Source organism: Micromonospora sp. C28SCA-DRY-2 (assembly GCF_030519475.1).
Classification (GTDB): Bacteria; Actinomycetota; Actinomycetes; order Mycobacteriales; family Micromonosporaceae; genus Micromonospora.
Genome location: NZ_JAUMKD010000001.1, coordinates 1,162,222 through 1,181,070, shown reverse-complemented (window position 1 = coordinate 1,181,070; position 18,849 = coordinate 1,162,222). Strand labels below are relative to the sequence as shown.

The window sequence follows — 18,849 nt, the reverse complement described above, 5'->3', positions numbered from 1 at the left end:
GGTCGTCGGGTGAACCGACTCGCCGACGCCACGAGCCCGTACCTGCTCCAGCACGCCGACAACCCGGTCGACTGGTGGCCGTGGTGTGAGGAGGCGTTCGCCGAGGCGAAGCGGCGGGACGTGCCGGTGCTCGTCTCGGTCGGCTACGCCGCCTGCCACTGGTGCCACGTGATGGCCCACGAGTCGTTCGAGAACGAGCAGGTCGGCGCGCTGATGAACGACGACTTCGTGTGCGTCAAGGTGGACCGGGAGGAGCGGCCGGACGTGGACGCGGTCTACATGACCGCGACCCAGGCGATGACCGGCCAGGGCGGCTGGCCGATGACCGTCTTCGCCACCCCGGACGGCACCCCGTTCTTCTGCGGCACCTACTACCCGCGGCCCAACTTCGTCCGGCTGTTGCAGTCGGTGGCCACCGCGTGGCGCGACCAGCGCGAGGCGGTGCTGCGCCAGGGCGCCGCGGTGGTCGAGGCGATCGGCGGCGCCCAGGCCGTGGGCGGGCCCACCGCGCCGCTGGACGCCGGGCTGCTCGACGCCGCGGCCGAGCAGCTCGCCACGGAGTACGACGAGACGAACGGCGGCTTCGGCGGGGCGCCGAAGTTCCCGCCGCACATGAACCTGCTCTTCCTGCTCCGGCACCACCAGCGCACCGGTTCGGCGCGCAGCCTGGAGATCGTCCGGCACACCTGCGAGGCGATGGCCCGGGGTGGCATCTACGACCAGCTCGCCGGCGGTTTCGCCCGCTACTCTGTGGACGCGCACTGGACGGTGCCGCACTTCGAGAAGATGCTCTACGACAACGCGCTGCTGCTGCGGGCGTACACCCAGCTCTGGCGGCTCACCGGCGACCCCCTCGCCGCCCGGATCGCCGCCGAGACGGCCGCCTTCATGATCGACGACCTGGGCACCCCCGAGGGCGGGCTGGCCTCCGCGCTGGACGCGGACACCGAGGGGGTCGAGGGGCTCACCTACGCCTGGACCCCGGCCCAGCTGGTCGAGGCGCTGGGCGAGGAGGACGGCCGGTTCGCCGCCGACCTGTTCGCGGTCACCGAGCAGGGCTCGTTCGAGCACGGCACCAGCGTGCTGCGGCTGGCCCGGGACACCGACGACGTGGACCCGGCGGTGGCCGACCGCTGGGCGCGGGTCCGGGCCCGGCTGCGGGAGGTGCGCGACAGCCGGCCGCAGCCGGCCCGCGACGACAAGGTGGTCGCCGCCTGGAACGGGCTGGCGGTCACCGCGCTGGTCGAGCACACCGCGCTCACCGGCGACCCGGTGACCGCCGCCGCGGCGACCCGGATCGCCGAGGTGCTCGCCGACCGGCACCTGGTGGACGGCCGGCTGCGCCGGGTCTCCCGGGCCGGCGTGGTCGGTGAGCCGGCCGGGGTGCTGGAGGACTACGGCTGCGTCGCCGAGGCGTTCTGCGCCGTGCACCAGCTCACCGGCGAGGGACGCTGGCTGGAACTGGCCGGCCGGCTGCTGGACGTCGCGCTGGACCGGTTCGCCGCACCGGGTGGCGGCTTCTACGACACCGCCGACGACGCCGAGCGGCTGGTCACCCGGCCGGCCGACCCCACCGACAACGCCACCCCGTCCGGCCGGTCGGCGATCGTCGCCGCGCTGGTGGCGTACGCGGCGCTGACCGGCGAGCCGCGCTACCGGGAGGCGGCCGAGGCGGCGCTGGGCACCGTCGCGCCGATCGTCGGCCGGCACGCTCGGTTCACCGGGTACGCGGCCACCGTGGGCGAGGCGCTGCTCTCCGGGCCGTACGAGATCGCGGTGGTCACCGACGAGCCGGCCGGGGACCCGCTGGTCGCCGCGGCGCACCGGCACGCCCCACCGGGGGCGGTGATCGTGGCGGGCCGGGCCGACCAGCCGGGCGTGCCGCTGCTCGCCGACCGGCCGATGCTCGACGGGCGCTCCACCGCGTACGTCTGCCGGGGTTTCGTCTGCGATCGCCCGGTCACCGACGTGGACGACCTGATCGCCCAGCTCGCCGGCCGGTAGGGAGGGTGGCGGCCCGGCCGGATAGGCTGGCGCCGCTATGGATTCCCGTACCGGTCTGCCTGTAGTCGGCATGGTGGGCGGCGGCCAGCTGGCCCGGATGACCCACCAGTCCGCGATCGCCCTCGGCCAGTCGCTGCGCGTGCTGGCGCTCGCCCCGGACGACGGCGCCGCGCTGGTCGCCGCCGACGTCCAGTACGGCGACCACACCGACCTCGCCGCGCTGCGCACCTTCGCCAAGGGCTGCGACGTGGTCACCTTCGACCACGAGCACGTGCCGAACGAGCACATCCGCACCCTGGCCGCCGAGGGCGTGAAGCTCTTTCCGCCGGCCGAGGCGCTGCGGTACGCCCAGGACAAGCGGGCGATGCGGGAGCGGCTGACCGAGCTGGGCGCGCCCAACCCGGCGTGGCGGCCGGTCGGCGAGCCCGCCGACCTGGTCGGCTTCGGCGACGAGGTGGGCTGGCCGGTGGTGCTCAAGGCGGCCAGCGGCGGGTACGACGGCCGGGGCGTCTGGGTGGTGGACGGGCCGGCGCAGGCCGCCGAGCTGGCCGGCACCCTGCTGGCCGGCGGTACCCGGCTGATCGTCGAGGAGCGGGTGCCGCTGCGCCGCGAACTCGCCGTGCAGGTGGCCCGCTCGCCGTTCGGGCAGGTGGCCGCGTACCCGGTGGTCGAGACGGTGCAGCGGGACGGCATCTGCGTCGAGGTGCTGGCCCCGGCGCCCGACCTGCCCGAGGACCTGGCGGTCGCCGCCCAGCAGCTCGCCATCGACCTGGCCACCGCGCTCGGCGTGGTCGGCCTGCTCGCGGTCGAGCTGTTCGAGGTCGTCGACTCCGCCGGCCGCCCGGCGATCGTGGTGAACGAACTGGCCATGCGACCGCACAACTCCGGCCACTGGACCATCGAGGGCGCCCGCACCTCGCAGTTCGAGCAGCACCTGCGGGCGGTGCTCGACTACCCGATGGGCGACACCGCGCTGACCGCGCCGGTGGTGGTGATGGCGAACGTGCTCGGCGGCGAGCCGGGCGGGATGTCGATCGACGAGCGGCTGCACCACCTCTTCGCCGCCGAGCCGGGGGCGAAGGTGCACCTCTACGGCAAGCAGGTACGCCCCGGGCGGAAGATCGGGCACGTCACGCTGCTCGGCGACGACCTGGACGAGGTACGGACCCGGGCCGCGCGGGCCGCCCGCTGGCTGCGGGAGGGTCGCGGTGAGCGCGAGGAGTGAGCTTGCGAGTCCCGCAGTCGCGAACGAAAGGCAGGCACCAGTGAGCACGGTCGGGCTGATCATGGGCAGCGACTCGGACTGGCCCACCATGAAGGCGGCGGCCGAGGTGCTGGCCGAGTTCGAGGTGTCCTACGAGGTCGAGGTCGTCTCGGCGCACCGTACGCCGGTGAAGATGATCGAGTACGGCCGGGCCGCGGCCGACCGCGGCCTGAAGGTGATCATCGCCGGGGCCGGTGGTGCGGCGGCCCTGCCCGGCATGGTCGCCTCGGTCACCCCGCTGCCGGTGATCGGCGTGCCGGTGCCGCTGAAGCACCTGGACGGGATGGACTCGCTGCTCTCCATCGTGCAGATGCCGGCCGGCGTGCCGGTGGCCACCGTGTCGATCGGCAACGCCCGTAACGCCGGGCTGCTCGCCGTCCGGATCCTGGCCGCCGCCGACCGGGCCCTGCTCGACCGGATGTCGGCCTACCAGGCCGACCTGGAGCAGTTGGTGGCCGAGAAGGACGCCGCCCTCCGCGCCTCGCTGGCCTGACCCGCCGGGCCCTGGCACCGCCGCCGGTTCGGGCGTGCCCGGCCATCGCGTTCGCCCGGACGGCTTCCCGGATCCGGCTTGACCCTCACGGTGCGTGAGGCCGGAGGGTGGGGTGCATGAGCGACTACTACAACGCTTTCGAGATGAGTCCCGTGCCCGCGCCCGGCCCGGACGCGGTGGCGCCGGAGCCGTTCCGGGGCATCTACGGGATGCCCGCGTTCGCGACGATCCCCACCAGCGATCTGGCGGCGTCGGTGGACTTCTGGGTGCGTGGGCTCGGGTTCTTCGAGCTGTTCAGCATCCCCGGCACGCTGGTGCATCTGCGCCGGTGGGCGTTCCAGGACGTACTCCTGGTCTCGGCGGAGAGCGTTCCGGCGCAGGCGCCGGCGCTGAGCCTCAGCTTCGCGTGCGTGCTCAGCCAGGTCGACTCCATCGTCGAGGCCTGTCGCGCGGTGAACCCGGACTCGGTCGACGGCCCGCGGGACACTCCCTGGAACACCCGCGACGTGGAGGTGGTCACCCCCGAGAACGCACGGATCATCTTCACCGCGGCGAAGCCGTTCGATCCAGCCAGTCAGGAGGCGCGGAACCTTGCAGCCATCGGGATCACCCCACCGGGCGTCGGTCGCGGCGACGACGCGGAGCATGCCGGCGGCCACTGACGCCGACGGCCTGACCGTCGGTCAGGTCTCCACGCGGCTGGGGGTGACCGTCCGCGCGCTGCACCACTGGGACGACATCGGTCTGGCGCGGCCGTCGCTGCGCACGCCCGCCGGATACCGGCTCTACACCGCCGGTGACCTGGAACGCCTGCAGCGCATCGTGGTCTACCGGGAGATCGGCCTGGAGCTGGAGCGGATCCGGGCCGTCCTGGACGACCCGGCCGCGGACGTGCCGGGCGCGCTGCGCGCGCAGCGCGCCCAGGTCGCCCAGCGGATCGACCGCCTTCAGCAGCTCAGCGCCGGCCTGGACCGGATGATCGCCGCCCACGAGCGCGGCCTGCTGCTGACCGCCGAGCAGCAGGCCGCGATCTTCGGCCCCCAGTGGAACCCGGACTGGCCCGCCCAGGCCCGTCAGCGCTACGGCGACACGGCGCAGTGGCAGCAGTACGCCGAACGCTCGGCCTCCCGCAGTCCGGAGGAGTGGCGGGCCGTCGCCGACACGGTTGCCGACCTCGACAGGGCCCTCGCGGACGCGATGGACGCCGGTGTCGCGCCGGGCAGCCCGGAAGCGAACCACCTGGTCGAGCGGCACCGTGAGGTGTTCGCCGCGTACTTCCCCCTCACCCGGCAGATGCAGGTCTGTCTCGGCCGCACGTTCGAGGCCGATCCGGGTTTCGCCGCCCACTACGACGGCATCCGCGCGGGCCTGGCCACCTGGTTCCGGCAGAGCATCGACGCCAGCGCACGCGCCCACGGCATCGACCCCGACACCGCCGGCTGGCAGTAGGGCGGGGGTCGGAACCCGCACTCGTGGCGGCGGCCCGGCGGGCGCGGCCCCGGCGGCAGCCGCGTCGGCTGCCCGCCCGGGCCGAGGCCCACCGGGCCCCTCCGCCTCACCGCATGCCGCGCAGCGCGGTCTGCAACCGTTCCTGGGCCCGGCGGCGCCGCTCGTTGCTCGCGCCGAGCACCAGCAGCAGGATGCCGACCGGGATCAGCGCCAGCCACGGGCCGAAGGCGAACAGCGCGTGGATCGCGGTGATCGCGGTGACCGTCGCGCCGACGATCACCGGGGCCTGCTGCTGACTCATCGAGCCGAAGACCAGCACGGCCACCGCGCCGAGCAGCAGCAGCACCTGCCGCAGGGTGCTGGAGTCGGTGGCCAGCACGATCGCCAGGGTCGGCAGGAACGCGGCGACCAGCGCCGGCCCGTACGCCACCCAACTGCTCAGGTCGGCGCGCTGCCGCAGCTCCAGGACGCCGACCAGCAGGGCCAGCGCCGCGAACGGCAGCGTGTACGCCTCGGGCAGCGCCACGTCGGCGACCCGCATCAGGATCCACCAGGCGCTGATCTCGCAGGCCACCACCGCCCAGAACAGGATCCGCCGCTCCACCGGCCGGCGGCCCGGACGGGTCGCCGCCACCCCGAGGACCGCACCCCAGGCGGCCAGCAGGGCGGCGATGTGCCGGGGCGAGTCGAAGGCCAGCGCCAGGGCGATCAGCGCGGCGGCGTGCCCGCTCCACTCCACGGTGGCCGCCTCGCGCTGCGCCTCGGGGCGGCGCAGCCGGGGCAGGGTGGCCGCGAACACCTGCAGCGCCGCCCCGACGGCGAGTACGCCGAACGCGGACCAGACCGCGGCCAGCCCGGCGACCAGGCCGGCGGTGAGCACGAAGAGCTGGGCCATCAGCGAGGCGAAGAGCCAGCCGAGGATGCGCGCCCGCTGGTTGGTGCCGAAGAGCGCGGCGACCGTGCCGACACCGACCGCGCCGCCGAGCGTGAAGAGGGTCAGGTCCCGGGTGGCCAGGCTGCCGGCGAGCCCGGCGCCGCCGGCCGCCAGGCCGATGGCGAAGACCAGCACCCGGGCCAGCCGCAGCGAGCGGGCCGGCTCGACCAGCGGCGGGGGCGGGGTCAGCGCCAGACCGAGCATCGAGATGGTGAAGACCGAGAGCGCGGCCAGGGTGCTCGTCGGCCAGCCGCTGCCGAGCGCGGTCGGGGTGATCAGCAGGGTCACCGCCGCGCCGGGCAGCACCACCGGCACCGCCCGGGACCGGCGCCCGCCGCTGAACCCGGTGGCGGCCAGCGCCGCGGTCGCGGTCAGCAGCAGCGCGGTCAGCACGTGCGCCGGGTCGACGGCGTCGGGCGGCGGGCTGAGCAGCCCGGGCGGCGGCCCCTGCCACACCCGGGAGAGCGTGGCGTGCGGCTCGACCAGCGCCACGACCAGTGCCGGCGCGATCGACACCAGCGCGATGACGGTCGGCAGGGCGGCCGCGGCGAGGGCGCCGGCCGCCGGGCTGACCCGCCAGCGGCGCCGGGTGCCGTCGTCCGGCAGCCGCCGCAGCGCCCCGTCGAGCAGCACGGACCAGCGCCGTACCGGCTGGGCCGAGCCGGCCGGTGGCTCGGTGGCCCCACGGACCAGTTCGGCCAGCACCCCGAGCAGGCCCGCGGCGGCGGCGTACACGCCCACCGGCAGGCCACTGGGGACGGCGGCCAGGGCACTGATGGTGGCGCCGCCGACCACCGCCGCGCTGGTCCAGGGCAGGTACTGCGGCACCTGGCGGCGTACCGCGGCCACCCCGGCGAGACCGAGGCTGGACGCGGCCAGCGCGGCGGTCAGCACCACCTGCGGCGAGCGGCCGAACTCGGCCGCCAGCGCGGCGACCGCACCGGGCAGCGCGAGTACCGCCGCCCCGGCCGCGGCGCCCCCGATCTGGGCCAGGTACGGCGGCATCCCGTCGGCCTCGATGTCCGGCACCAGCGGCTCGGCGAGCGACCGGGCCAGCGCCGCCACCACCATCCCGATCAGGGCGATGCTGCCGAGCGCCAGCGCGGTGGTCCACGGCCGGACCAGCCCGGCGCCGGCCGCGTGCAGCGCCACCACGCCGGCCACGGTGGCCCGGGACAGCCCGGCGCGCGGGTCGACCGAGGCCACCGCCGCCATCCCGAAGACCGTGGCGACCATGCCCCCGACCAGCACCGGTGACCACCACGGCAGGTCGAACGCGGCCGGGGCGCCGATGGTGGCCAGCACGGCGGCCACCCCGGACACGTCGTACCGCCAGGGCGGCGGCAGGAGGATCGCGGCGGCGACGCCGAGCAGCGCCAGCGCGACCGGGGCCTGCCAGGTGGCGCCGCCGGTCGGCGCGGCCGGCCAGCCGCTCAGGTCCCCGGCCCAGATCGGCCCGGGGGTGGCCAGGACGCCCACCCCGCCGCGCAGCGCCATCCAACCGGCCAGCACCCCGATCAGCGCCCCGCCGAGGGCGATGCCGAGCACCGGCCCGCGCCGCCACTCCGCCGGCATCGCCCGGGCGGCGACCGCGACCACCAGCACCAGCGCGGCGGCCACCGCCAGTTGACCGCCCGGGGCGAGCACGGCGGCCACCCGGACCAGGGTGGCGATCAGGGCGGCGGTCACCGCGGCCGCCGCCAGGTCGGACCCGTCGAGGGTGAGGTCGGAGCGCCGACCCGCGTCGATCGACGGGGCCAGGAAGAGCAGCACCGCGGCGACCAGCAGCAGCGCGCCCACCCAGGCGTCGGCGACGGTCGCGCCGGGTGCCCCGAACGCGGCAGCGGTGACGACCAGCGCCCCGAGCCCGGTGCCCACCGCCAGCGGGGCCGGGATCTGCCGCTGCGAGACCTGCACGATGGCGGCGTAGCCGAGGGTCACGCAGACCGCGAGGAAGGCGGCCGCGAGCACCGGCACGGTCACCTCGCGCAGGCTGGCCGGGGTGGGCGTGGGTCCGCTGGGCACCGTCGCGGCGACGAAGGCCGCCACCGCCCCGGGCAGCGCGAACGCGGCGCCGCCGGCGGCCCAGGCGGCGAGGGTCTCGGTCGCCGCCGGCGCGAGCCGGACCCGGGGCGCCAGCGCGACCAGGACGCCCGCCGCGAAGAGGGTGAGCAGCACGGCGGTGGTCAACGCCGGCCGGGCCAGCGCGGCACCCGCGCCGAACAGGCCCACCGCGGCGGCGGTGAGCGCGTGCGCCAGCGCGGCCCGTTCCGTCCGGGCGGAGAGCCCGGCCACGCCGATGCCGACCGCGGCCAGCACCAGCGGCCAGGGCGCCACCGCCCAGTCGAGCCCGAAGGAGGCCGGGACGGCGAGCGCGGTCAGCGCCGCGCCGACCACCGCGAACTCCCGACGGATCTCCGGTGGCAGGGCCAGCACCGCGGCGACGGTGAGCAGGAAGGCGCTCGCGGCGAGCTGCCAGGCGGCCGGGCCGACCGCGGCGGCCAGCTCGGCCGGATACCGGTCGAGGTCGGCGGCCCAGGCGGGCAGCGCGGCGCGGACCGGGGCCACGCCGGCCCGCAGGGCCCCGCCGGCCACCACCACACCGCTGACGGTCAGCGCCACCGCGGAGGCGAACTGCGGGCCGCGCCGGGCCGCCTCCGGCAGCGCGCGCACGGCCAGCCCGGTCGCCGTGATCACCGCCGCGATCAGCAGCAGCGACCGGCCGGGCAGGGCCACCGAGGCGACCCGGCCCAGCGCCCCGATCACGGCGAGGGTGAGGATGCCGGCGCCGACGTCCGGCAGCGGCGGCCGGCCCAGCGCGAGCGTCCCGGCCAGCGCCACCGCGGCGGCCAGCAGCAGCACCGTGCCGGCGCCGACCGCGGTGGGCACGGTCTGCGCGCGCAGCAGCGCGGTGACCGCGTACGCGAGGGCGACCGCGACCGCGACGGCGTGCAGCAGCCAGGTCAGCTCGCGCAGCCACGGCACCGGACGGGTCGGCGCGGCGTCCGGGCCGGCCGGGCTGGTGCCGGTGAGCACCTCGCCGGCCTCCTCCGGCGCGCCCTCCGGCCGGCCCTCGGGCTGCCGTTGCCGGGGCGCCGCCGGTGCGGCGGCCGGCTCGGCCGGCTCGGCCGGATCCGCCGCCTCCGCCGGGGCGGGCGACGGGAGGTCACGGCGCACCGGCCGTTCCACGGTGACCGGGGTGCGGGCCAGCCACAGGTCGAGGACGGCCACCACGGTCAGCGCCAGCGCCCAGCCGGCCGGTCCGGTGATCCGGTCGTACGCGAACAGTGGCACCACGGGCTGGGCGGCGAGCACGGTGGCGAACCGCGGGGCGCGCAGGCCGGTCCAGTTGGCGTAGCCGAAGGCGACGCCGGCGGTGACCGCGAAGACCAGCCCGGCGAAGACCGCCCCGGAGGCGCCGCTGCCACCGATCCGGTCGACCGCCCAGAGCGCGTACCCGGCCAGCGGCACCAGCAGCAGCCCCACCGCGGCGATGGTCTCGGCGGTGGAGGTGAGCCCCCGGCGGGCCAGCGCGGGCGGGGCGAGCAGCATCAGCACCGTGGCGAGCAGCAGGATGCCCAGCCGGCCCAGCGCGTCCATGGAGCTGGTCGCCACCGCGGCGAAGACCACCGCGGCCACCCCGAGCAGCAGCGCGCCCAGGCCGAGCGGGATGTTCTGCACCTCGCGGGAGGACGCCTCCGGCGGGTGCTCCGGGTTGTCGGCGTCGAGCCAGGTGGCGGTCGAGGGGGGCGGCGGCTCCTCCGGGCCGGGCGGCGGGGTGCCCTGCCGGGGCACCCGGGGCGGGGCTCCGGTGGTGGCCGTCGGCGGTCGGCGGCCCGGCCGGCGGCGCAGCACCCGGCGGGGCCGGGTGGCCTGCTTGAGCCGTTCCTCACCGGCGTGCGCGAGGATGTCCCGCTGGAAGAGCGCGGCCTGCATCTTGGCGGCGATCTGCCGCTGCTCGCTGGCGATGGCGGCCTCGCGGGCCTTCATCTCCGCGATGGACCGCTCGATCTCCGCCAGGTGCTCGATCCACTGTGGCTGCTCGGCCCCGCAGTGCGGGCAGCGGACGGCCGGCTTGATCTCCCGGCCGCACGAGGAGCACTGAAAGGTCGCCACGACACCCCTCCACCCGCACTGTGGACTCCCACTGTCGCAGCATGCCCAATGGCGGCGCGGAATTCGACAGTTGACGGCGGGTCCGGGGCAAACCAGTGACGCGGCCGGCCGCGGAGCGCGCTCCGCGGCCGGCCGTCGGTGTCGGGATGGGGGACCGTCAGGGGCGGCCCATGCCGCGGTACTCCCAGCCGGCCTGGGTCCACAGGGCGGAGTCGAGGCAGTTGCGGCCGTCGACCACCTTCCGGCCGGCGGCCAGCTCGCCGAGGGCGACCGGGTCGGCGTTGCGGAAGTCGGCCCACTCGGTCAGTACGCAGACCAGGTCGGCGCCGGTGACGGCGTCGTTCATGCTGGCCTCGTAGGTCAGCTCGGGCGCCACCCGGCGGGCGTTCTCGGTGCCCTGCGGGTCGTAGACGTGCACGTCGGCGCCGGCCTTGTGCAGCAGCGCGGCGACGGCCAGCGCGGGCGCGTCGCGTACGTCGTCGGTGTTGGGCTTGAAGGTGGCGCCGAGCACGGCGATCCGGGTGCCGGACAGGTCCGGACCGGCCGGCCCGGAGCGGCGGCCGAGCAGCTCCGCGGCGAGCTGGAGGACCCGGGTCCGGCGGCGCAGGTTGATCAGGTCGACCTCGTGCAGGAAGCGCAGCGCCTCCCCGGCGCCCAGCTCCTGGGCCCGGGCCTGGAACGCCCGGATGTCCTTGGGCAGGCAGGCGCCGCCGAAGCCGAGGCCGGCCTGGAGGAACCGGTTGCCGATCCGGGGGTCGTAGCCGATGGCCCGGGCGAGCTGGGTCACGTCGCCGCCGGAGGCCTCGCAGACCTCGGCCATCGCGTTGATGAACGAGATCTTGGTGGCCAGGAAGGCGTTCGCGGCGACCTTGACCAGCTCGGCGGTGGCGAAGTCGGTCACCACCAGGGGCACCTCGCGGTCCTCGGTGGCGGCCAGGTCGAAGACGCCCTTGTGGGCGGCGTAGAGCATGCCGTTGGCCCACTCGCTCTTGACGCCGACCACGATCCGGTTGGGGCGCAGCACGTCGTCGACGGCGAAGCCCTCCTGGAGGAACTCCGGGCTCCACGCCACCTCGACGCCGAGGTCGGCCGGGGTGTGCTTGCCGACCAGCTGCTCGACCCACTCGGCGGTGCCGACCGGGACGGTGGACTTGCCGACGATCAGCGCCTTGCGGGTCAGGTGCTGGGCGAGGCTGGTCACCGACGCCTCGACGTACGACAGGTCGGCGCCCATGCCGTCGGCCCGCTGCGGGGTGCCGACGCAGATGAAGTGCACGTCACCGAAGTCGGCGGTCTCGGCGATGTCGGTGCTGAACCGCAGCCGCCCGGCGGCCAGGTTGCGCTTGAGCAGCTCGTCCAGACCGGGCTCGTGGATCGGCACCTCGCCCGCGTTCAGCTTGGCGATCTTGTCCGCGTCGACGTCGAAGCCGAGCACCTCGTAGCCCAGTTCGGCGTAACAGATGGCGTACGTCGCGCCGAGGTAGCCGGTGCCCAGGAAGGTGACCCGCGGCCGGGGCGCCCCGGAGGGGGGCGTCACCGCGGCGATGGCGGGTACCGGCTGGATGTTCGGGTACGGGATCGTCACGCCTGTCTTCTCCGCTCGCACTGGCGGCGCTTCGTCGCGTCGCGTTCTGCCGCTGCGGCGCCTGGGCCGGGCACCAGAGGGACTCTATGCCTGTCTGTTCCATCATCGCCGAGCGGCGTGGGCGCTCCGTCAGGTCCAAGCCTACGCGGCGGTAACATCTGCTGAACCGGTCGCTATCCTTCAGTCTGCGCGGTCGGGCGGTCAGGTGACGCTACCGACTGCGCATGATAGCCGTGAAGGGGAGGGGCCGACATGGCCGCAGAGGAGTCGTTCGACGTCTACCGGTTGCCCGAGGAGCACCAGGCGATCCGGGAGGCGGTCCGTGAGGTCTGTGCGGCCAAGGTGGCGCCGCACGCCGCCGAGGCGGACGAGACCGGTGAGTTCCCGAAGGCGTCCTACGACGCGCTGCGGGCCGCTGACTTCCACGCCCCGCACATCCCCGTCGAGTACGGCGGCGCCGGCGCGGACGCCCTGGCCACCGCGATCGTGATCGAGGAGGTGGCCCGCGCCTGCGCCTCCTCCTCGCTGATCCCCGCGGTGAACAAGCTCGGCACCATGCCGCTGCTGCTGGCCGGCTCCGACGAGCTCAAGCGCCGCTACCTGACCAGGGTCGCCTCCGGTGACGCGATGTTCTCGTACTGCCTCTCCGAGCCGGAGGCGGGCAGCGACGCGGCCTCGATGACCACCCGCGCGGTCCGCGACGGCGACCACTGGGTGCTCAACGGCGTGAAGCGCTGGATCACCAACGCCGGGGTGTCCGAGTACTACACCGTCTTCGCGGTGACCGACCCCGCCGCCCGCTCCCGGGGCATCTCCGCCTTCGTGGTCGAGAAGTCCGACTCCGGCGTCAGCTTCGGCGCGCCGGAGAAGAAGCTCGGCATCAAGGGCTCGCCGACCCGCGAGGTCTACCTGGACAACGTGCGGATCCCGGCGGACCGGATGATCGGCGCGGAGGGCACCGGCTTCGCCACCGCGATGAAGACCCTGGACCACACCCGGGTCACCATCGCCGCCCAGGCGGTCGGCATCGCGCAGGGCGCGCTCGACTACGCCAAGGGGTACGTGCAGGAGCGCAAGCAGTTCGGCAAGCCGGTCGCCGACTTCCAGGGCGTGCAGTTCATGCTCGCCGACATGGGTATGAAGCTGGAGGCGGCGCGGCAGTTGACGTACGCCGCGGCCGGCCGGTCCGAGCGCGGCGACGCCGACCTGACCTACTTCGGCGCGGCCGCCAAGTGCTTCGCCTCCGACGCGGCCATGGAGATCACCACCGACGCGGTGCAGCTGCTCGGCGGCTACGGCTACACCCGGGACTACCCGGTCGAGCGGATGATGCGGGACGCCAAGATCACCCAGATCTACGAGGGCACCAACCAGGTGCAGCGCATCGTGATGGCCCGCCAGCTGCTCAAGGGTCTGGCCTAGCGGGGCCGCCGCCGCGGCCGTCGGGGAACCGGCGGTCGCCGGCGGGTCCGGGGCGGGCCGGTCACCCGGCCCGCCCGTCCGTCACTTGATCTCGGTGGTGGTGTCCTCCGTACGGCCAGTCGAGCGGGGCGGCGCCGACCAGGGCGACTCGCCGGCGGTCCGGCGGGGCAGCGGCTCGGTCGGCGTGGGGTCGGGGTAGCCCAGGGTGAGCGGGGCAGTGTCCCGGTCCGGCGTCCCCGACGACCAGTCGGTCAGCGTGAAGTCCTGCCCGGTCGGCCCGGCGACCGGCGCCGGCTCGGTCGCCGGTCGCGGCCACTGCCGCCAGCGCTGCCCGCTGAACACCGCCATCAGCAGCAGCAGGCCGATCAGGAACAGCGTGCCGTTCTCCACCGGCAGGCGCAGCGGGAGCGGATCACCGAAGGCCTTCCAGTCGTCCGGGATGCGGTTGCGCACCTGGAACGGCGCGACGAACAGCCCCACGTACGGGACGGCCAGCAACAGCCCGGCCGTCAGCGGGCCGAGCGGGGAGGTGCGCAGCGTGGCGAGCAGGCCCAGCAGGATCCCGCCGACCGCGAGGTAGACGGCCGGCTCGATGAGGTTGGCCGTGTTGAAGGTGCCGATCTCCACCCAGCGGTCGACGGTGCCGGCCGACCCGTCCTGCCCGAGGGCGACCAGCACCCACGTGACGGGTGCCACCACCAATCCGGCGAGGAAGCTCCAGAGATGTCGCATCCGCGCACCGTACCGTTTCCGACATGACAGAGCACCCCTCCGCCGCACCGTCGGGCAAGCCGACGTCGTACTCCCGCGTCACGCTGAGCCGGATCATGACGGCCGTCGACGTCAACCTCTACGGCACCGTGCACGGCGGCGTGCTGATGAAGTTCGTCGACGACGTGGCCGGCGCGGCGGCCGCCCGGCACAGCGGCGGCACGGCGGTCACCGCGGCGATCGACGAGATCGTCTTCTCCGAGGCGGTGCGGGTGGGTGACCTGGTGCACGCCCACGCCCAGGTCAACTGGACCGGGCAGACCTCGATGGAGGTGGGCGTGCGGGTGGTGGCCGAGCGCTGGGACTCGGCCGAGGACGAGCCGGTCCGGGTGGCCACCGCGTACCTGGTCTTCGTCGGCGTGGACGTGGGCGGCGCGCCCCGCCCGGTGCGCCCGGTGCTGCCGGAGACCCCGGAGGACGAGCGCCGGTTCCGGGAGGCGGAGATCCGCCGCGCCCACCGGCTGGCCCGCCGCCGCGCCATCCAGGCCCACCGCGCCGGCTGAGCCGCCGGCACCGGGCGGGTCCGGCCGGCGGCCGGCGGGCGGGCGGCGGGCGGTCGGGATCCACACATCCGTCCGGTCCGGCATGTGGCCCGGCCACGCGCCCTGGACGGCACCCGGTGCGCAGAATGACGATCTGAGGTAGGGCAAGATGGCGCCACGGCCCATTTCACAGCGTCGTGCGGGGCCAGGGGAGGGTGGAGCAGTGACTGACGTGCTGTGGACGCCGCCGGCGGACGTACGCGAGCGGTCCCGGATCGGGACCTACCTGAGCTGGCTGCGCGAGCACCGGGGGCTGGACTTCGCCGACTACGACGCGCTGTGGCGGTGGTCGGTCACCGACCTGGACGCGTTCTGGCGGTCGATCTGGGACCACTTCGAGGTCGTCGCGCACACCCCGCCCACCGCGACGCTGGCCGACCGGCGGATGCCCGGCGCCCGCTGGTTCCCCGGCGCCACGCTCAACTACGCCGAGAACGTGCTGCGGATGCCCGGCCGCGCCGACGGCGACCCGGTGGTCATCGCGCACGGCCAGACCCGGGGGCCGGTCACCCTCACCGCCGCCGGGCTGCGCGAGCAGGTCCGCCGGGTGGCGGCCGGCCTGCGCCGGCTCGGCGTGACCGCCGGCGACCGGGTGGCGGCGTACGCGCCGAACATCCCGGAGACGTACGTGCTGCTGCTCGCCACCAGCAGCCTCGGGGCGGTCTTCTCCTCCTGCGCGCCCGAGTTCGGCACCCGCAGCGTCACCGACCGCTGGCAGCAGATCGAGCCGAAGGTGCTGGTCGCGGTGGACGGCTACCGCTACGGCGACAAGCCGGTGGACCGCCGGGGCGAGGTGGCCGCCATCCGGGCCGCGCTGCCGTCGCTGGAGCACACCGTCGGCATCGCCTACCTCGACCCGGCCGGGCCTCCTCCCGAGGACGCCCTGGCCTGGTCGGAGCTGGCCGCCGCCACCGACGAGCCGCTCACCTTCACCCCGGTCCCCTTCGACCACCCGCTCTACGTGCTCTACTCCTCCGGCACCACCGGCCTGCCGAAGCCGATCGTGCACGGCCACGGCGGCATCCTGCTGGAGCACCTGAAGATGCTCGCCCTGCACCACGACCTGGGCCCGGCCGACCGGTTCTTCTGGTTCACCACCACCGGCTGGATGATGTGGAACTTCCTGGTCTCCGGGCCGGCCGTCGGCGCGGCGATCGTGCTCTTCGACGGCAACCCGGGCCACCCCGACCTGGGGGCGCTCTGGCGGCTGGCCGAGGAGACCGGCACCACGTACTTCGGCACCTCGGCGCCGTTCCTGCTGGCCTGCCGCAAGGCCGGCCTGGTGCCGAAGGAGATCGCCGACCTCTCCGCGCTGCGCGGCCTCGGCTCCACCGGCGCGCCGCTGCCCGCCGAGGGCTTCACCTGGGTGTACGCCGCCGTCGGCGACAGCCTCCAGCTCCAGTCGCTCTCCGGCGGCACCGACGTGTGCACCGGCTTCGTCGGTGGGGTGCCGCTGCTGCCGGTGCACGCCGGGCGGATCACCTGCCGGGCGCTCGGCGCCAAGGTGGAGGCGCGTTCCGGCGACGGCACCCCGGTCATCGGCGAGCTGGGCGAGCTGGTGATCACCGAGCCGATGCCCAGCATGCCGGTCGGGTTCTGGAACGACCCGGACGGCACCCGCTACCGGGAGGCGTACTTCGACCTCTACCCGGGGATCTGGCGGCACGGCGACTGGATCACGATCGACGAGCGCGGTGGCTGCGTGATCACCGGCCGGTCCGACGCCACCCTGAACCGGGGCGGCGTCCGGCTCGGCACCGCCGAGTTCTACTCGGTGGTCGAGGGGCTGGACGAGGTCGTCGACTCGGTGGTGGTGCACCTGGAGGACGACGAGGGCGGCGCCGGTGAGCTGCTGCTCTTCGTGGTGCTCGCCGAGGGCCTGGAACTCGACGACGCGCTGCGCGCCCGGATCTGCCGGGAGCTGCGCACCGCGCTGTCGCCGCGGCACGTGCCCGACGAGATCCACCAGGTCCGGGCGGTGCCGCGCACCCTGTCGGCGAAGAAGCTGGAGGTGCCGGTCAAGAAGATCCTCACCGGCACGCCGGTGGACTCGGCGGCCGCCAAGGGCGCGCTGGCCAACCCCGAGTCGCTGGCGGCGTTCGCCACCTTCGCCCAGCGCCGCGCCACCGAGGACCACCCCACCCCGGCCTGACCCGCGGCGGCGGGGCGGCGCTCAGGCCAGGCTGCGGGTCACCTTCTCGGTCTCCGCGCGCGCCGGGAGGCGGGTGCGATCGAGGTTGGCGCAGAGGACCGTGCTGGCGGCCGCGGTGAGCGGGGCCAGCAGCCAGTCGACCGGGTCGGGGTGCGCGGCCGTGTCGACCAGGACCCGGTCGCCGGGGGCGATGCCCAGCTCCGCCGCGCGCCCGACCGCGCGGGCGATCAGCTCCGTCTCGCCCGGCCCCGGCGGGGCGTACGGGGTGAACTGGTCGCCGTGCGCGCGTACCTCCACCACGTAGTCGGCGAAGCCCGGCGGCACCTGGGGCAGCGGCAGGGCGAACGGGTGCAGGGCGAGCGCGTACCGCTCGTCGGCCGGCCAGGCGTCCGCCTCGCCGGCCCGGTCGGGGGTGGCGAAGAGCGCACCGACCGGCCCCGGTTCCCGGGCCACCGCCAGCCCGGCCGACCAGCAGCCGAGCAGCACCCCGGCGGTCTGCCAGTGCGGCGGCAGCAGCACCCCGGCGGTGTCGCCCGGGCCGAGCGCCGCCCCGTCGACCAGCAGGTTGGCCGTCTTGGCCACCCAGTTCGCCAGCGTCGCGCCGGACAGCTCGGTCCGCTCGCCGGTGGCGTCGTCGTACCAGGTCAGCAGCGGGCGGGTGGGGTCGGGCGCGATCGCGCCGGCGAACACCCGGGCAATGTTGTCGGCCATCGACGCGAACGATACGCCCCCGCGGGCCGTACTCGATGGAGACGTCAAGTCGGCGTACCGTCGGGTCGCAGTCAGCGTCCGCCCCGGGCTCCGGCGTAGGCTTGCCCGGAGTGTTGTTCCCCACAGACCCGCCAGTTCAAGGAGTCGCCCCGTGACCGCCGGTCGCCCGCCCCGCGTGCTCATCGACGCCACGAGTGTCCCCGCCGACCGTGGCGGCGTCGGTAGATACGTCGACGGCCTGCTCGGCGCCCTCGGCAAGGTGTGCGGGTCGGGGGTGGAGCTGGCGGTGGTCAGCCTCCGCACCGACCTCGAGCGCTACACCCGGATGCTGCCCGGCGCGGAGATCATCCCGGCGCCGGCCGCCGTCGCGCACCGCCCCGCCCGGCTGGCCTGGGAGCAGACCGGCCTGCCGCTGCTCGCCCAGCAGGTGGGCGCCCAGGTGCTGCACTCGCCCTTCTACACCTGCCCGCTGCGGGCCGGCTGCCCGGTGACGGTGACCGTGCACGACGCCACCTTCTTCACCGAGCCGGAGCACTACGACAAGTCCCGCCGCACGTTCTTCCGCAGCGCGATCAAGACCTCGCTGCGCCGCGCCGACCGGGTGATCGTGCCCAGCAAGGCGACCCGGGACGAGCTGATCCGGCTGCTCGACGCCGACCCGACCCGGATCGACGTGGCCTACCACGGGGTCGACCACGCCGCCTTCCACGCGCCCAGCGAGGAGGAGAAGGCCCGGGTGCGGGCCCGGCTCGGCCTGGGCAGCAGCAGCTACGTCGCGTTCCTCGGCGCCAAGGAGCCGCGCAAGAACGTGCCCAACCTGATCCGGGGCTGGGCCCGGGCGGTGGCCGACCGCGCCGACCCGCCGGCCCTGGTGATCGCCGGCGGCCAGGGCCACGACGACGACATCGACCGCGCGGTGGCCGAGGTCCCCTCGCACCTGCGCCTGCTGCGCCCCGGCTACCTGCGCTACGCCGACCTGCCCGGCTTCCTCGGCGGGGCGCTGGTGGCCGCCTACCCCTCCTACGGTGAGGGCTTCGGCCTGCCGATCCTGGAGGCGATGGCGTGCGCCGCGCCGGTGCTCACCACCCCCCGGCTGTCGCTGCCGGAGGTGGGTGGCGACGCCGTCGCCTACACCAGCGAGGACGCCGACCAGATCGCCACCGACCTGGCCGCCCTGCTCGACGACGAGCAGCGCCGGGTGACCCTGGCCAAGGCCGGGTTCGACCGGGCCAAGGAGTTCACCTGGGAGTCCAGCGCCGAGGTGCACATCGCGGCGTGGTCCCGGGCCCGGACCTGACCGCCCGTCGGGGGCCTCGGCCGTCCCGGCGGGTCTCGCCGCGCGGGGCCGGCTGGGGGCGGTCGCGGCCGGCGGTCGGCGACCGCGACGTACCAGGCCGGGCGAATCG

Annotated in this window: 13 protein-coding genes; 9 read left to right on the top strand and 4 right to left on the bottom strand. The window is 75.3% G+C overall.

From position 1 onward, the window contains the following. Positions 1–9 precede the first annotated feature (9 nt). From Q3W71_RS05440 to Q3W71_RS05420, 5 genes are all read left to right on the top strand, one after another. Positions 10–2,004, top strand: a complete 1,995-nt coding sequence (locus Q3W71_RS05440) for a thioredoxin domain-containing protein (RefSeq protein ID WP_302918165.1) — start codon at positions 10–12, stop codon at positions 2,002–2,004. 37 nt (positions 2,005–2,041) lie between these two features. Further along, positions 2,042–3,229, top strand: coding sequence for a 5-(carboxyamino)imidazole ribonucleotide synthase (locus Q3W71_RS05435; RefSeq protein WP_302918164.1), 1,188 nt, complete (start codon positions 2,042–2,044; stop codon positions 3,227–3,229). Between the two features lie 40 nt (positions 3,230–3,269). Beyond that, positions 3,270–3,761: a 5-(carboxyamino)imidazole ribonucleotide mutase gene (purE, locus tag Q3W71_RS05430; RefSeq protein ID WP_302918163.1), complete on the top strand. Its 492-nt coding sequence runs from the start codon at positions 3,270–3,272 to the stop codon at positions 3,759–3,761. Between the two features lie 116 nt (positions 3,762–3,877). Then, the gene (locus Q3W71_RS05425) at positions 3,878–4,423 is read left to right on the top strand and encodes a hypothetical protein (RefSeq protein WP_302918162.1); all 546 of its coding nucleotides are present in this window, start codon (positions 3,878–3,880) and stop codon (positions 4,421–4,423) included. Beyond that, a complete protein-coding gene (locus Q3W71_RS05420; protein WP_302918161.1) occupies positions 4,407–5,210 on the top strand; it encodes a MerR family transcriptional regulator in 804 nt (267 codons plus the stop codon). Before Q3W71_RS05425 ends, Q3W71_RS05420 begins: the two co-directional genes overlap by 17 nt. A 106-nt stretch (positions 5,211–5,316) precedes the next feature. On the opposite strand, the gene Q3W71_RS05415 is transcribed toward Q3W71_RS05420, so the two are convergent. Together Q3W71_RS05415 and Q3W71_RS05410 are read right to left on the bottom strand one after the other, a co-directional pair. Further along, on the bottom strand, positions 5,317–10,260 hold the full coding sequence (locus tag Q3W71_RS05415; RefSeq protein WP_302918160.1) for an SCO7613 C-terminal domain-containing membrane protein: 4,944 nt from the start codon (positions 10,258–10,260) through the stop codon (positions 5,317–5,319). Between the two features lie 157 nt (positions 10,261–10,417). Beyond that, entirely contained in the window at positions 10,418–11,845 is a 1,428-nt protein-coding gene (locus tag Q3W71_RS05410) for a UDP-glucose/GDP-mannose dehydrogenase family protein (protein WP_302918159.1), read from the bottom strand. A 252-nt stretch (positions 11,846–12,097) separates the two neighbouring features. On the opposite strand from Q3W71_RS05410, the gene Q3W71_RS05405 reads away from it, so the two are divergent. Further along, positions 12,098–13,267, top strand: coding sequence for an acyl-CoA dehydrogenase family protein (locus Q3W71_RS05405; RefSeq protein WP_302918158.1), 1,170 nt, complete (start codon positions 12,098–12,100; stop codon positions 13,265–13,267). An 81-nt stretch (positions 13,268–13,348) separates the two neighbouring features. Here the strand turns inward: Q3W71_RS05405 and Q3W71_RS05400 are convergent, their stop codons facing one another. Next, complete coding sequence (locus Q3W71_RS05400; RefSeq protein ID WP_302918157.1) at positions 13,349–13,999, bottom strand: hypothetical protein; 651 nt, start codon at positions 13,997–13,999, stop codon at positions 13,349–13,351. A 23-nt stretch (positions 14,000–14,022) separates the two neighbouring features. On the opposite strand from Q3W71_RS05400, the gene Q3W71_RS05395 reads away from it, so the two are divergent. After that, a complete protein-coding gene (locus Q3W71_RS05395) occupies positions 14,023–14,541 on the top strand; it encodes an acyl-CoA thioesterase (RefSeq protein WP_167181792.1) in 519 nt (172 codons plus the stop codon). A gap of 202 nt (positions 14,542–14,743) precedes the next feature. Next, positions 14,744–16,732, top strand: coding sequence for an acetoacetate--CoA ligase (locus Q3W71_RS05390; RefSeq protein ID WP_302918156.1), 1,989 nt, complete (start codon positions 14,744–14,746; stop codon positions 16,730–16,732). Positions 16,733–16,753: 21 nt separating this feature from the next. Here Q3W71_RS05390 and Q3W71_RS05385 read toward each other — a convergent pair whose 3' ends face one another. Beyond that, positions 16,754–17,443 (bottom strand): TIGR03089 family protein, encoded by a 690-nt coding sequence (locus Q3W71_RS05385; protein ID WP_302918155.1) that lies wholly within the window; start codon positions 17,441–17,443, stop codon positions 16,754–16,756. 151 nt (positions 17,444–17,594) lie between these two features. On the opposite strand from Q3W71_RS05385, the gene Q3W71_RS05380 reads away from it, so the two are divergent. Further along, positions 17,595–18,740: a glycosyltransferase family 1 protein gene (locus tag Q3W71_RS05380; protein WP_302918154.1), complete on the top strand. Its 1,146-nt coding sequence runs from the start codon at positions 17,595–17,597 to the stop codon at positions 18,738–18,740. Positions 18,741–18,849: the final 109 nt, after the last annotated feature.